We start from the raw sequence: 15947 nt of genomic DNA, 5'->3' as shown, positions 1-15947 counted from the left end.
CGATGCCTATAAAAAAAACATAAATTATAATTTATTAATAGCTTATCTTTAGTTTATCGAGAAAAAAATTTTTAAGATTTTAAGAAATGAAGGTTGTAATTAATAAATTAAAGATAGTTGTAATTTCATCATTATTCATTTTTGGATCATGTGCTTCAAAACAGCAGCATGAACTTAATAAAATGAAGAAGGAATCATCTTATTTCCCAACTCCAAAGAATAAAAACCAAGAAGAATTATATAAGAATAATTGCTCAGCTTACACATTTAATTATACGAATAAATTTCCTGAAGAAAAAGATAGTGTAACAGTTTACGGAAAAGTAAAAGTATGTTCAACAGGAAAGATACCTGAGTACAGTACGCTATATATCTACAATCAAGATAAAATCTTGGTAAAAAAAATGACAGTTGATAAATCCGGAAAATATCAAATTAAATTGAAGAAAGGATTATATGGTTCAATAGAAGTAGAATCAGAAGGAGCCAACATTTTTGTGCCCGAATCCTATTTAGGATTAAATGGTAGCTCATTGAATATTGATTTAAAATTATTGAGAGTTTATGTGTTATATTAATTAAATTATAAGAATATAGGATAGAATAAAACAGTATTCAACCTTAAACATTTTTTCCTCTTTCAAACAGTTAATTAACATTAAACATTTCCATATTTATCTGTTAACAAACCTTACATAAATTTACCCTCCGAAAAACAAAAAGATAGGAGGAAGAGGAAAATCAACCTGCCCAACACATCTAACTAACGGCTAATAAAAATCTACCTTAAAATTCAATCCTTTGAATTCAAGCAATCGGATTGATTAAAAAAAATTCTACATGCTAACATTCTTAAATAAAGACTATGCGAGTTTTTACTTCGTATTTGGTCTCTGTTTTATCCTGCAGTTATGCTGCATTAAGGATTCTAGTGGTGCTAATCTCCACATAATCACTTCAGAATTCCATTCAAAAAATCTAAAAACAACCAATACTAGTGTTCAACAGACCAGTACCATAACTGGAATAGTGACAAATACCGCAGGAAAACCAATTCCTGGAGCCACAATAAGTATCCCGAAATTGGGCTTATCTACTTCTACCGATAAGGATGGAAAATATAGCCTGGATCTTCCAACTGGTGAACATCTGTAAAAGTGAGTTTTATTTCCTTTACGACACAAGAAAGGAAAATATCGGTAGCAGCTGGCTCAAAACAGGAATTCAATTTTTCCCTGATCGAGAAAATTACCATCAGTTTTATCCTATTGCACAGGAAGAGATTATCAAGAACCCAAATCTGGAACAGAATGAAGGTTATTAACCTTATTTTATAAAAACAACAGGAGCATTTCATAAACATGAAAGCTCCTGTTTGCTTTAGCTATTCTTGAATATCTTTTAAATTTATCCAGGTAATCCATAATTTTTGAAACCGGTAATACTCGTCTGGTCTGGCCATTGGAAGAATTAATTTATGGAATTATGCCATATATTTTATCATAGAGTAAAGATCATTCCATATGAAACACATTACCATTATTTGCCTAATATTCGCTATGAGCCTATTTTTTAGGACATATGCAACAGAACAAGAACCAGATCGTTTGATTATTAAGGGTGATACCATGCTGCTGCATGCTTTACCTTTAGAGCATTGGAAAAAACAAAACAAGTGGAATAAACCGCTATTTCCCGATTCATTAAGCGGTGTTTCTTCTGGATGTTGGCGAGGCTATATCGCTTATTGGGAAATAATAGATAACCGATTGTACCTAACAAATATCTTCAATGAAGAGCGAACGGCTAAAGTAAATCTAAAGTCTTTATTTGCTGAAAAGGTTAAAGATGGGCGAGTGTACGCAGAATGGTTTTCAGATACAGTGACTGCATACCAAGGGAAACTTCTATATTATATGCATATGGGCTTTTCCTCCATTTTCGAACATGAATTTGAATACAGCTTTGAAAAAGGCTTATTAAAAAATGCTTCTTACTTTGATAATTCCTTGTCTAAAAATACACCTTTTTATGGACAAATTCGGAACCCTAATGCAACTATCGACTCCCTTATTAACTGGCAAGCCCTCCCTCCAATCACAGAAACAATTAAAGTGCAACTTTCAGTTGAGGCCAATGAATTGGGACACGTGGATTCTATATTATCAATTCGCGGAAACAACGAGATTTTTATTCAAGAAGCGATACGGGTTGCTCGGTTATTTAAAAAAATGCCCGTAATATATAAAAGAGGCAAACACATGAAATTTTCATTTTTTTTACCTTTTACTTTTTCCGAGAAAAAACAAAAAGAGAATATGTAATGTAATCCGATTTTTTACCATGAAACACTTTGGTATCTAAAATTCAAATCAAGAGATTAAAAAACTTTGAAAATCATCAGATTCTAAAAGTTGAAATAAAGTGGAAATATTAACATATTTCTTCTTAAAGGTTTTGGAATGGAGCATTCCTAATAGATCTTGGAAAACCGAATATATTTTAAAAAAAGTGCTAGAACAATTACAAGTCAAATCAATGTATTCAGCCAATACAGAGCAGACTCCAGAATTTGATCCGGTGAATAAAGGCAATTAAAATTTGTGATGTGTAGGGGCGGTGAATGTTTCAGTTCGGGAATAAATTCTTCTGCCTATATGAGATATTTTACTATGCAAAGCGAAATGAGCAATTTCATTGATTTCCGCATTTCTTTTACTTAAAATTCCTACCTAGTTAACAAAAACTATGGTCTTCATAGTAAGAAAATCTTATTTTCCATAAGCCTTGAGTGTAACTCAGGGCTTATTTTTTTTACTATATAAAGATTGATTATCATACTTTATTTAGTAAAAATGCATAAAGTGAAGAATTTTGACGGGTAAAATTCAATTTCCTATTGAGAAATAATATAAAATAAAACAATTTAAATAGATAATTATTATACCCCAATTTATAATAATTATCTATTTTTGAAGTAATAAGTAAATTTAAATTAAAATATTAGCCTAAAATTTATTATTTTTAAATAACATAATATTTTTGGACAAATTAGCACTTCAAACCATGCAACACCTCTCTGACCGAGAACTATTATCATTGAACATCATGGATGACCAGGCCGTCTCTAAAACTCTATTTAACCGGTATTATAATAAAATCTTCTCCTTTTCAAATTACCTCCTTAAAAACTCAGAAATCGCAAAAGAAATATGCATGGACGTGATGCTTAAACTTTTCGAAAAGAACAATAGCATCTCCTTAGAAGATGGGCAGAACCTGAAACCTTATCTTTTCCGAGCAACAAAAAACGCAGTGCTGAACCACCTACGCTCCGTAAAGATCTTTACCAGTTCCATAGATGATAATCCAAGTATTCATGGCTTATGTGATGACTCACTGACAGACGCTGCGATGGACCTCAAAGAATTGGAAGCAAAAATATCTTATGTTGTAAACAAACTTCCCGAACAACGTAAAAAGATTTTTATTCTAAGCAGAGAAGAAGAATTGACCTACGCCGAAATAGCAGAGCGATTGAATATTTCAGTACATACTGTACGAAATCAAATGGCAGCCTCCCTTCAATTTTTGCGCAAGGAATTCCAAGGCGTGAATAGCCTATATCTTCTATTTCTGATTTCTTTTTAATTGGTTTTTATAGCGCCGATACCGTAATTAGGATCTTTTTCCAAGGGGAAAATGGCATGATTTTTTTATTGTTCACTAAATTCCATCTCTCCAAAAATTCTTCCTTATGACGATTAAGCTCTTCCTCGCTCAATCCTGATTTTTTACTTTTCCAAGCGTTCTTTAAAAACTTCTCTAAATGTGCTCTTCCCTTTTCGGTTTGAAAATATTCATTCAGCAAGATCACCTCCGCTTTAGAACAGTTCCTTGAAAAAAATCTTCCGATAAATGCATTATCAATTCGGTGACTCATGCTTATAGAATTGGTTTATAATTTGGTTTATAGTAGTAATAACACCAAATCGAAAACCGAGTACTATTCCGATAAAAAATAATTTTAAAAGGATTTGGTTTTTCAATCAAAAACCTAAAGGAAAAAGAAAGTTAAAAGAATATCCTAGGCTAATAAATGGGTTATTAGCTTATAAGAATAATTAAATAAACAAGCTCTAATGAGGAATCAATAGAACTAATATGACATTATAACTAAAATTTTTATTTCAACAAAGAGTTCAAATATTCACTGCTTATTGGTTCCAGCTTCTCCATTTCATCCTCTTTACGAACATGTGCATTCATTTCTTCAATATCTTTCACATACTTATCAAAAACCCTTTCGGATAAATGTAATTTTTCAGCATCTTTAACCCTAAATAGATATTGATTATCCTTCAGTTCCAGATTAGAATATATCCGATAAACTGCTGCTTTCGCTATCTTTGCATCATCATTAGTAAGCTTATTAATATCGATCGGACCCATCAACATACTATCAGAAAAATCGATCAATTGATCACCCTTTGCCAATTCTTCAATAGTTAAATGATCATAATTCGTACGATCAACCTTTTTTCCAACTTCACAAGCCGTTAAAAGTGCGATAGAAAGGAAGGTCAAAAACAACAATCTTGAATGCGTCATACCATTAATAATTAAATAGTTAGTCCTTAAAACTACAAAAAAAACACGACCAATTCCTCTAAAATCAGTATCGATTTTAAGTAATTCGTTTCTTTTCCACGATCCTATTTACCCTATACATCAGCAAAACACAGATTATAATACTTACAAATGTTATTATCCCCAGCACATTAAAATTCTCAAAACCCTTTCCATCCGTATCCTCAATCAAAATAACACCACCTAAGATTGAAGCAATACCCCCACTGGATTGCTGGATGGCAGAATTGATGTTCATGAAAGCGCCTCTTTCAGCAGGCTCTGGAATGGCAGTCATCATCGCCGTTGCACTAATGATCCTAGAAGAAACAAAGAGCATCATCAAACTGAAACTTAATGCCAACATGAAAATATTTCCCGCTGGAATATTTACAAACCAAAGAATGGCAACACCTGCCAACAGACTTCCCAACACAAAAAGCTTATACTTTCCCCAAGAATCACTGATACGGCCAAAAATTGGTGAGCCGATCAAGGTGGCAATCCCCGCACTAAAGAACACCAATGGCAATTGATCCTCAGCATAATGGAGGTCAAAAACCAAATGTGGGGTTATATAAGGTTGAAGGATAAATCCTCCAGTTGCCAAGAAGAATGTGGTGGAAAAAGCGACCAGGTAATTTTTATTACTGAAGACTCGTTTTATTACCTGAAAATACCGACTATCAACCCCAGGGATTCGCTTCGAGGGAATAGGTTTCATATACCTGATCAATAACAAAAAATTGATAAGACCTATAAATACAATAAAATAGAAAGGGATATGCCAACTCCAAATATGGGCCAAATATAGTCCCAAAGGAATTCCTAAGATCTGGCTAACCGAAAATACCATTTGGATAAACCCCATGACGCGTCCTCGGATTTCATACCTAAAATAATCCGTAACGATTGCGAAGGTAATTCCCGACATCACTCCACCAAATATCCCAGCAACAATTCTAGCCCCCATCAAAAGGTAATAATTGGGTGCCAAGGCGCAGAACAAAGTACCCAAAAGGAAACCCACATACATGAATAGCAAAATCTGTTTTCTATCAAAACGATCAATAAAACCTGCCAAGAGAAACCCCGAAGCGCCCGCACTTAAGGCATAGGCCGAGACCAAGATACCAAATTGATGGGTAGAGATTCCTAATGCTTTGATCAGTTCCGCACCCAATGGAGCCATAACGGCAAAATCCAAAACTACGGTAAATTGCACTACGGCCAATAAAGCCACCAAAAGCGCTTCATATTTTGAAAAATTCATGTCTAAAATAATTAGTGCATTATCCTTACAACAAGTTATTGCTGTTTTAGATGGAGAAAATCTATCAATTCTTTTGCTGCGGCACGACCTGCGCGGTTTGCGCCGATGGTAGAAGCTGATGGTCCATAACCCGTCAGGTGGATTCTAGGATCTTTGGCTACCTGCGTCGTTAATTTTCCGGTCATTTCTATGCCCCCTAACTCATTTACCAAGTTTAATCCCGCTAAATGATCAATGGAATGACGGAACCCGGTATTCCAAAAAATGACATCGGCTTCCATGCTTGTTCCATCCGCCCATTTCACCCCAGTTTCTGTAATTTCCTGAAACATCTCTTTCCGATCCAAAACGCCACTTTCCAAAAGGTCTGCTATAGCAGGTGTATAAGGTAATCCCGTAACAGAAACCACAGATTCCACGGGAAGACCTTCCCGCACGCGGGCTTCTACCAAAGCTACCGCATCCCTACCCTCCTCTTGTGTAAATTCATAATTCCGAAAATCAGGAGGTCTTCGGGTGACCCAAGTTGTACTCGTCACTTTGGAGATCTCTCCCAGCAGTTGGACGGCGGAAATACCTCCCCCCACCACGATCACATGTTTTCCTTTAAATTCCTCCGCACTTTTATATTGCCCGGTATGCAATTGTATACCCTTGAATTTATCCCATCCCGGATATTTGGGGCAATGTGGTGTTTTCCAGGTCCCCGTGGCATTGATAATACCCCGAGCATTGAATTGCACTGCATTCGTCTTGATCAAAAATCGACCATTGCGTTCTATAACCTCAGTAACCCTTACAGGCCGTATTACCGGCAATTTAAAGGTCTTTTCATACTGTTCATAATACTTTGGAAGGGCAACATTGGCCTGCATTGCCTTATCGTCCTTATCGATCACCTCGTCAAACCCTAAACCAGGAAGGTCATTGATCCCATTCACATTGCTCAATGTCAAGGAATCCCATCGATGTTGCCAGGCACCTCCAGCACCAAACTCATCGTCGAGCACGACGAATCCCTTTCCTGGCTCCAATCCTTCACGCTGCAAATGATAGGCCGCAGAAAGGCCAGCTTGGCCCGCACCGATAACCACGATGTCCACCTTATAATAAAGGTCAGGCTTTGATTTGTTTTCTTGTTCCACTGTTTGTTCCTCCTTAAGCATAACGAAGTTAATACATTTTACCAAATCCCAAGAGTTTCGCCTAATCCGCAATCGTTTCCGTAGAATTCCATGATAAAAGCCACCTCTTTTTCCAAAATCAGCCTGCTGAATCGTATCTTTATCATTTTGAAAAACACGATTATATTTCTAAAAATCAAGATACCAATGAGAAGAACATCAAAATTAATCCTTTTAGGATTAACAGGACTATTGATGAACTCGACCGCAAATGCGCAATGGACCGGTCCAAAGACAAAACCAAAAGAACGTATCGAAGTTAAATATGGACCCATCACGCCTAAGCATCGGACAGATGAAGCCATGGAAGCTTTCCGTAATTATGGTTTGGGACAATTTATCCATTGGGGACTTTATGCCATCCCAGGCAATGAATGGGAAGGTGTATCTGCGAGAGGCGGTGCAGCCGCTTCGGAATGGATCCGTACCTGGTCGGGACCCAATGCGCCAAAAAACTGGAAAGAAATCTACGACAATCTTTACAAACAGTTTAATCCTACCGCTTTCAGTGCGAAGAAATGGGCTAAACAGGCCAAGGATATGGGTGCCAAATACATGATTTTCACAACTAAACATCATGATGGTTATGCCCTATGGCCAACGAAATATTCCTCCTACAACATCAGCAACTCTCCTTATAAAAAAGATATCGTAAAAGAAGTGGTGGATGCCTATAACGCTGAAGGCATTGATGTATACCTATATTTCTCTATTTTGGAATGGAACAATCCGGATTACCTATCCAAAGCTCCTGAAACAGAAGAGGAGAAAAAAAGATATAATAGGTTTCTTCAATATACCAAGAACCAATTATTGGAACTTCTCCAGAATTATCCGACCATCAAAGGATTTTGGTTTGATGGTACTTGGGATAAATCATGGGTTCAGGCCTATGAATTCACGTACAACCTGGAAAAAGAATTGCGTGAAAAACATCCAGGTCTGATCATTGGATCAAGGTTCAGAAATGATGAACACGGAAAGCGCCATTTTGATAGCAATGGAGATATTCTCGGAGATTACGAACAAGGTTGGGAAAGAAAATTACCTCAAGAATACGAATGGTTGGATGGTAATGATTGGGATGCCGTAATGACCATACCACCTAATGGATGGGGATACATGAAAGATTGGTCTGGAATCTATACCAAAACAACGGATGATATTTTGGATATGCTAATGCATACCGTTTCGTTGAATGGAAATTTTGTGCTCAATTTTGGTCCGGATGGAAAAGGATTGATGCACCCTGGAGAAGATAAAATCGCAAAGGAACTTGGCGATTGGATGGAAGTGAATGGCGAGGCAGTTCATGGCGTAAGGCACGCGGATCTTCCAAAAACTAAGATGGGATATTTGACCCAGAAGGATTCAACCATTTATCTAACAGTATTTAATAGGCCGGTAAATAATTTGGCTAGGTTAGCATTCCCTAAAAAATCAACGGCCTTGCCGATTAGTGCTAAGTTATTATTGAATAATAAAGAATTAACAATCAAACATGCTGATATCGGTTTGGATTTGGATAAGAACACCTACTTTGATATTGTGCTACCGAAAGATTTCCAAACAGATCGCGCCTTTGTTATAAAAATTAAACTCGGACAACCTAAAATAAAATCTGATAAATTGATGGATGCGAAGATGTAAGTAGACTTAAATCTCTCATCCTATACGTTATTGCGAAAGTTTTCCCGTCATTGCGAAAGTTTTCCCGTCATTGCGAGGAGGTACGACGAAGCAATCTTTACACTAATCGAAAGATTGCTTCGTTCCTCGCAATGACGGGATGTTACTTCGTTCCTCCCAATGACGGGATGTGCTTCGTAACTACAAATAACAGGTAGTTTGTTTCAAGTTAAAAGTATAGTTTAAGTGACATGTAAGTGAGGTGTAAGTGCTAAAAGGTACTTACACCTCACTTACATGTCACTTACAAATCCCTTATACCCCGAATCGAATACATGCCATTCATAATTGATTAATCATTAAAACAATCTCAACTATTCTCTCCGTTTTTAATTTTGTAAAAAACTAAATTACCCAAATTAAATAATCAAATATATTGCTCTAAACTTAATACTAAGCAACTTTAATGATAAAATGCATTTATATAATTTAATATTTTAGGAAATTGTTACAGATTATGTAATACATATTTTAGTCAAACGTTTGCGTGAATTTGGACAAACGTTTGCGTTGTTTAACCTTTATGTTATTATAAAAAAGAATATTATTATTGTTAGTAGCCTTAAGTCAAGGTGACCAATTTTGGTTTATTCCTTGATTTATTTTAAACCAGATTATTAGGAATTTATAACCAAATACCATTAATAAAAGAACCAAAAAAATCAATAAGAAATAATTTAACCGAAACACTTTTTATATTAAAATTATGAACAAACATCTACATCAAAACTTCGTCGAATAAACGAAACACATCCTAGCATTGGCCTAAAATAACCTGGTCAATAACATTCATTTTTATTAACAAAATTTAAACTGGAAATAATGGTAAAAACTTCCATAAGTCTTTCTATTGCTTTATGTTTATCCTTTGGTGGCCTCCAATTGAATTCTGCGCACGCGAAAACATTTGGAGAATCTTCCTTAAAAGGATATCGTATTCCATTTGTCAAATCCCAAGTTGACACTTCGGAGTATAATGCAAAAACAGACACCATAGGCCAAATGGTAAAGGCCTTACAAAAGTTCAAAAATGCTAAGGATACAATCAACATCCGCGAAGCATCTGCTGTTCCAAACCTATCCCTTCAACAAATTGCTAAAGGGCATCTTGCTGGTCTTTATGTACAAGAGCCCAACGGTGAGCCAGGAACAGAACAGAGCATGATCGTTCAAGGTCCTTCAGGAATCTTGTTCTCCAAAAAAGATGTGTATGCCCTTCAACCTGCCGTTTATCTAAATGGCGTTCCTTTAGTGGCCGACAACCCTTTTGCATTTGATGTTCAGAAATACGATTACAATCGGGTGGGACCGGCGAATAACCTATTAGCACAGATCAACATCAGTAACATCGAATCAGTGGTATTGGTGAAAGATCCCTTCGAATTGGCCAAGTTAGGACCAAATGCTGCGAATGGGGCTTTATACATCACAACAAAAAATGCCAAAGCCGGAATCCGTGATATCAGCTTGAACACTTATTTTGGCTATGCAACCGCACCGAAAGTAAATACCGTCAATGGGGTTTATGAAAATAACTTCAGAAGACCTTTCTACGAGAAATATGGTAATCAGCAACGTTATGATGATTACGCCTTGTATTTAAGGGATTCAACGAACACCGCCTACTTTGGCCCTTCCAATTGGAACGACCTATATTATAAAAACACCCCAACCTATTCAGCCGATCTAGGTATTACCGGAGGAAATGAAAGAGCGAATTTCCGTTTCTTCGGTTCTGGAACCAAAAATGCCGGAAATGCCGATGAGACAAACATCAATCGTTACAACGTGTTCTTCGGAATCAATATGGCACCATTCAAATGGTTAACCGTATCCAGTAACGTGAATGCTGTTCGTTTGGATAGAAACCGTAATAAAAGTCTTCGCGACCGTTTTGCAGAGACCCGCTATATTCCCGATCTATCAACTCCCCTTTCTCCAAACAAAGACAACTTTGGTCTTTATTTAGACGAGAACAAGAAAAATGTGGATAATAACAGAACCACTTCCATCAATGGTAACTTGACCCTAAGTTCCAAATTGAACAGATTCTCGCTTCAATCGAGTTTATTCTTCGATTATAACGAAGGTATCCGCGATTACTTTACGCCGTCTACCCTTATGGATGGGGTAAGTTATATTTCCACCTATTTTGGTTATAACCAACGGATGATCTGGAACAATACGATCGGTTATGATTTTGACCTAGGTGATGACCATTCCTTAGATCTAGAAGTTGGCCATGTTTACCAAGGTGACACCTATAAGTATAACTATGCTAGAGCCTATAATGGACCTAACGATTACGTAAAGTTGGTTTTTGTAGATCCCGGAGCTCCAGGAGATAGTTATTTGAATGCCTTGAATGCTGGGAATTTTTACGTTTTCCGCTACATCGACAAGGAGCTTAACAATTTGCTTTCCTTCTATGGTTCGGCAAAATACAGCTATAAGGACATCTTTAAGTTAAACGCTATGGTACGTCGTGATGGTTCATCGAATGGGCAACCAGATAGCCGTTGGATGACTACGCCAGCTGTCAGCATGACCTATAACCTCAAAGATCAATTGTTCGCTGGAAGCAGTTTCTTCAATCAATTGGAGCTATCAGCAGGTTGGGGAAGAAATGTACGTATCTTCTTAGATGATCGCTATGCAGCAGGACCTCAATATCGTTCGGAGAGTGGATGGTATGAAGAACCTACCATTCCAGGATATGGTGGTGTATTAGGGATCAACCGTCCTTATGAAAGTGGATTTATTGGCTATGGAATCAAACTTCCTTATGCCGATAGGACCAATATTTCCTTAGATGGAACTTTCTTGAACAACCGCATGAATGCCGCTATTTCCGTTTATAACAGAAATGATAAAAACCAATTGGTTGGTGTACCCGTACCGTTGGAATCCGGTTATTCCGTAAATTATAAATCAGGTCTGGAAGTTAACAACAAAGGAATTGAATTCCTATTGAACGGACAGATCATCCAAAATCCTGAAAGCTTCAACTGGCGTTCATCCATCAATTTGAATTATAACAAGAACGAAGTCACGGCACTTCCTGATGGTTATAAGGAAATCATCAATGGTGACAACAGATTAGAAGTTGGAAAACCTGTTACCTCTTATTGGATCTATAAAAACCAAGGGATCTACAATACCGATGCAGATGTACCTGCAGGCCATACCTTCAATGGAATCCCATTATTTGCAGGTGATCCACAATGGGCTGACCTGAATAACGATAACCGCATCGATACCCGCGATAAAGTAATGGAAGGTAATCGATTACCTTCGTTGATCGGAGGCTGGAGCAATACCTTTGCCTACAAGAACTTCGACTTGAATTTCCATTTCTTCTTCGCGACAGGCCATAAAATCCTTAACCAATACCAGGCAACCAAGTATGATTTCATCAAACGTGAAGCCAGTAACGATATCACTTCTGTAAAAGAAGTATCCTCATGGCAATCTTTTGAAAAAGAAAAAACATACCCAATCTACAATCCTTGGTCGGATGTAAATGCTTACCGTGTTGATCAGGATCTATTCCTGGAAGATGCTTCCTACTTGAAATTAAGATCTGTTACACTAGGTTATGATTTCAAAAACGCTTCTTTCTTGAACAGCTCATCCGGCAAATTCAGAAGAGTATACCTCTATGCTACGGCATTGAACGTATTGACTTTCACCAAATTCACTGGTGTTGATCCTGAATTGAGCAATTACAACGGTTTATACGATGGAGCAAACTTAACCATCCCAAGAACATTTGTATTGGGCCTTAAATTGGATTTATAGGATTAAAACGTGTATATCATGAATTTATCGATAAGAAATATAAAAATTAAAAGAGCATTATTTGGTCTTACCATGACGGCCGCCCTACTGGGAACTGGTGCATCGTGCAGCAAGATCGACGATGTTCCTTCTACCCGCTTAGCATCCGAGGAAACCAACTGGAAAACCTTGGAAGATGCAAAAGCCAACTTAATGTCCATTTATGGATTAATGCGTTCGGCAACGGTAGCAGATAATGGTCACTGGTTAATGGGCGATCTTCGGGAGGGTGATTTCACCATCACCAATCGATCTGACCTAAAGGCAGTCGTCAACAATCAACTAAATGCCTCCTACCCTGTTATTGAACGAGTAAGTAACTGGAGACGTTTCTATGCAGGTATCAATGCTGCAAGTTTATTCATTGAACGTTCTAGTGAAATTTTAGAGCTTGATCCCCGTTATACGGAATTGAACAATAAGGTGGATATCGCCCAAGCAAGAATGCTACGAGCATATGCTTACTTCTATATGAGTAGAATATGGGGAGATGTGCCATTGATCACTTCCTCCCACGATGGTGATTTTATCAAAACAGAGCGCACCTCCCAAGATCGTGTTTTAGGTTTTGCGACTTCAGAACTATTGGACGCAGCGCAGGTTGTTCCTTTCCGTTATGGCGGAACTGACCCGATCTATCCTGGCTTGTATTACGGTGGCGGATGGTCTTCTTGGAATGGAAACGTTTGGACGCGTTTATCAGCCTACATCATCTTAGCTCATATTGCTGCTTGGCAAGGAAACTATATCGATGCGGCTACTTATTCAAAATTCGTTTTGGACAACCAATCCACGCAATATTATGTTGATGGTGCCAACCCATTGGATTACATCAATATGGATGCTTTAACAGAAAACCAGAACAATTATAGCCCATTTGCCTACAAACGTGCTACGGTAATGGTTGGTTTCCCATTTGAAGCAGGAAATGGTTTATCTACCGCGAATGGGCATATCGAGCAATTGACCTTGGCATCCCCTTTCATTCCGAAATCAAAACCGGAAATGTTCGTCAGCAAGGATAGCATTATCAATATTTTTACCGACCCTAAGGATTTAAGATTCAGTAAGGATTTGGTATCCGGCTACTACCGAACAAACTATTTCTATGGTTTCGATTCAGAACTTCCAATCTTCAATAAGATCAAAGTATTATACCCATCGCAGACTTCAGGAAATGTTACCCTGTTCAGTTCATCCATGGTGTTCAGCCGCATGGAAGAGATTACCCTTTTACGTGCAGAAGCATTAGCTGCTTTGGGTGATATCGACGGCGCCTATACTGCTTTGAATAAAGCATGTAACCTGCGCGGAATCGTTTATTCAACCCAAAACTCACCAGATGTCATCAAAGCGATTTTTGATGAAAGAAGAAAAGAGCTAATGGGTGAAGGCTGGAGATGGTATGATATCATCCGGTACCAACGATTGAAAAGATCGAACGCCCCTTTTGCAGAAAAAGATGGCAAGCAATTAACATTCAAAGAATTTGAAGATGCTGGAGGTATCTATTGGCCGGTTTCACAAGCTGTTATCAATGCCAATTCTTCAATTACACAAAACCCTTATTGGTTATAAATCTAGATTGATGAGTATGAAAACATTATTAGTAAAAACTCCAATAGCGGTATTCCTAGGAATATTATGCTTATGGTTCAGCTCTTGTTCAAAGAGTGACTCACCATATTACGATTATAAAAATGACGTACAATCTTTCAATGGTACGACCTTGGAATACCTGCAAGCCCAACCGGCAGGAACATTTGATTCCCTGTTATTGGTACTTGACCGTCTTCCTGGCCTGAAGGATTCTTTGAACAATAGCCAAGTAACCTTATTCGCCCCAGTGAATCTGAACTTTTCTGCTGCGATGAAATATTTAAACCTTGAACGTCGCCATTTAGGTGAACCTGAACTTTCTTTAAGCACGGTTGATCCGCTACAGTTGGACACCTTAGTTGCCCGATATATTATCCGTGGTGTAAAAACCACAGACGATTATATCCCTGAGTTGGATGGGCTTTTATTGACCTCGATTGCTTACGATTATCCAATGCATGTCCGTTACGTCAAACTAAGTGCTTCAGGATTCGAGAGTGGAGGCGCTAGTGCCGTTGATTTCAGCAATCCTTTCGGATCGAACATCAACAAAGATTGGATCACTACTCGTGCTACAACGGTGAACATTAAAACAACCAATGGAACCATCAATATCCTATCTGCTATCCACAGTTTTGGATTTGGTGAATTTACAGACCGTATGAACCCTATAGAAGATGATGAAGATGAAAACTAGTAAATCAATATTCAAGATTGGCATCGCGCTATGCTTGGGAGTGCTTACTTTTTCATCATGTAAAAAGAACCTTCCAGAAGAGCGTTTGTCGATTGCAAATGACTCCAAATACAATGTAACTGTATTTCAACCGGTGCTCGGAAGAAGTACCCTTTTCAACAATATTTTCCAATACGGAAATTCCAGTAGACCGCTTGATTTCAAGATTGTCAACATGCGAACTTTCGATGGTGAACCAGCTCCCGAACTAACCGAACATTATCCTGTCCTGGTTTGGAAAGGGATCTACAATGGTACTGAAAAGTCCATTGAAGAAATTGAAGCGAAAAGGACCATAGAGAACCATCCCTTATTTGATATCAGACCACATTCTGGCGATTTTATCATGTGGGCATCCGCCAATTCAAACATGATTAAAGCTCAACCAGATTCTGGATACGTGTTTGATGTGGAAATGTCGAACTCAGGTGGCCGAAAATATTTTCAGAATATGCGCTTAATGCCACTGCGAGAACGTCCGTATGAACCTTCCAATTTAGACCCAATCACCGGTCAAGGAACAAGCGTTTCGGTAAATCCCACTTCGGTATTTATGGCCGGTCAACGAGGTCAATATTTCAATACCCGTGATGATGTACAAGTATTGTTCAAGAAAACCGGAAATGGAAACAGCTTAACCATTAAGTTCATCGATTCCCTTTCCAATCCGATCGATCCGAACAATTTCGACGAAACAGATTGGGAAAACCTCGTGCATGGGTTCAACATGAAAAAAGACGATAAGCAAGTGAAATACGATGTGGCTTATCCAATTCCTTTGAGCTCCTACCCGACCAAATACACAACGGTATCAGGAGATCAGGCACATATGGTTTTTAGATATAGTAGAATGGCTTTTGGGAATGTCCTTCAAAAGAACTACCTGACCTTCAACTTTAAAATCTTCGAAAAAGCCGATTGGGAATTGACTTTCTGGTTTAAACGGGACAAGCCAAAATTCGATAATGATTAGTGGTCCTTTACATTCATTTTAAAT

Annotated in this window: 15 protein-coding genes; 11 read left to right on the top strand and 4 right to left on the bottom strand. The window is 37.8% G+C overall.

Annotated features, from left to right (window positions below; genetic code table 11):
• The first annotated feature begins 86 nt into the window (after positions 1-86).
• From E3D81_RS12140 to E3D81_RS12120, 6 genes are all read left to right on the top strand, one after another.
• Complete coding sequence (locus E3D81_RS12140; RefSeq protein WP_134777560.1) at positions 87-578, top strand: hypothetical protein; 492 nt, start codon at positions 87-89, stop codon at positions 576-578.
• A 262-nt stretch (positions 579-840) separates the two neighbouring features.
• Positions 841-1155: a carboxypeptidase-like regulatory domain-containing protein gene (locus E3D81_RS12135; protein WP_134777559.1), complete on the top strand. Its 315-nt coding sequence runs from the start codon at positions 841-843 to the stop codon at positions 1153-1155.
• Positions 1112-1324 (top strand): RagB/SusD family nutrient uptake outer membrane protein, encoded by a 213-nt coding sequence (locus tag E3D81_RS12130; RefSeq protein WP_134777558.1) that lies wholly within the window; start codon positions 1112-1114, stop codon positions 1322-1324. The genes E3D81_RS12135 and E3D81_RS12130 overlap by 44 nt, the downstream gene beginning before the upstream one ends.
• Positions 1325-1523: 199 nt before the next feature.
• The gene (locus tag E3D81_RS12125) at positions 1524-2324 is read left to right on the top strand and encodes a hypothetical protein (RefSeq protein WP_134777557.1); all 801 of its coding nucleotides are present in this window, start codon (positions 1524-1526) and stop codon (positions 2322-2324) included.
• A gap of 100 nt (positions 2325-2424) precedes the next feature.
• Complete coding sequence (locus E3D81_RS17240) at positions 2425-2598, top strand: hypothetical protein (protein WP_167554285.1); 174 nt, start codon at positions 2425-2427, stop codon at positions 2596-2598.
• Positions 2599-3042: 444 nt separating this feature from the next.
• Positions 3043-3651, top strand: a complete 609-nt coding sequence (locus tag E3D81_RS12120; protein WP_134777556.1) for an RNA polymerase sigma-70 factor — start codon at positions 3043-3045, stop codon at positions 3649-3651.
• A 7-nt stretch (positions 3652-3658) separates the two neighbouring features.
• Here the strand turns inward: E3D81_RS12120 and E3D81_RS12115 are convergent, their stop codons facing one another.
• The 4 genes from E3D81_RS12115 to E3D81_RS12100 form a co-directional block, all read right to left on the bottom strand.
• A complete protein-coding gene (locus E3D81_RS12115; RefSeq protein WP_134777555.1) occupies positions 3659-3943 on the bottom strand; it encodes a hypothetical protein in 285 nt (94 codons plus the stop codon).
• A 242-nt stretch (positions 3944-4185) separates the two neighbouring features.
• Positions 4186-4611 (bottom strand): hypothetical protein, encoded by a 426-nt coding sequence (locus E3D81_RS12110; protein WP_134777554.1) that lies wholly within the window; start codon positions 4609-4611, stop codon positions 4186-4188.
• Positions 4612-4687: 76 nt separating this feature from the next.
• Positions 4688-5902, bottom strand: coding sequence for an MFS transporter (locus tag E3D81_RS12105; RefSeq protein WP_134777553.1), 1215 nt, complete (start codon positions 5900-5902; stop codon positions 4688-4690).
• Between the two features lie 35 nt (positions 5903-5937).
• Positions 5938-7068 (bottom strand): NAD(P)-binding domain-containing protein, encoded by a 1131-nt coding sequence (locus E3D81_RS12100; protein ID WP_134777552.1) that lies wholly within the window; start codon positions 7066-7068, stop codon positions 5938-5940.
• 165 nt (positions 7069-7233) lie between these two features.
• Here E3D81_RS12100 and E3D81_RS12095 point away from each other — a divergent pair, with 165 nt between their 5' ends.
• From E3D81_RS12095 to E3D81_RS12075, 5 genes are all read left to right on the top strand, one after another.
• On the top strand, positions 7234-8736 hold the full coding sequence (locus E3D81_RS12095; protein ID WP_134777551.1) for an alpha-L-fucosidase: 1503 nt from the start codon (positions 7234-7236) through the stop codon (positions 8734-8736).
• Between the two features lie 861 nt (positions 8737-9597).
• Entirely contained in the window at positions 9598-12576 is a 2979-nt protein-coding gene (locus tag E3D81_RS12090) for a SusC/RagA family TonB-linked outer membrane protein (RefSeq protein WP_134777550.1), read from the top strand.
• An 18-nt stretch (positions 12577-12594) separates the two neighbouring features.
• Complete coding sequence (locus E3D81_RS12085; RefSeq protein WP_134777549.1) at positions 12595-14193, top strand: RagB/SusD family nutrient uptake outer membrane protein; 1599 nt, start codon at positions 12595-12597, stop codon at positions 14191-14193.
• A 16-nt stretch (positions 14194-14209) separates the two neighbouring features.
• Positions 14210-14911: a fasciclin domain-containing protein gene (locus E3D81_RS12080; protein WP_167554284.1), complete on the top strand. Its 702-nt coding sequence runs from the start codon at positions 14210-14212 to the stop codon at positions 14909-14911.
• On the top strand, positions 14892-15923 hold the full coding sequence (locus tag E3D81_RS12075) for a DUF5007 domain-containing protein (RefSeq protein ID WP_134777547.1): 1032 nt from the start codon (positions 14892-14894) through the stop codon (positions 15921-15923). Before E3D81_RS12080 ends, E3D81_RS12075 begins: the two co-directional genes overlap by 20 nt.
• Positions 15924-15947: the final 24 nt, after the last annotated feature.

Origin of the sequence: Sphingobacterium sp. CZ-2 (assembly GCF_004526235.1) — a bacterium.
Lineage (GTDB): Bacteria > Bacteroidota > Bacteroidia > Sphingobacteriales > Sphingobacteriaceae > Sphingobacterium > Sphingobacterium tenebrionis.
This window is presented reverse-complemented; position numbering and strand designations above follow the sequence as displayed.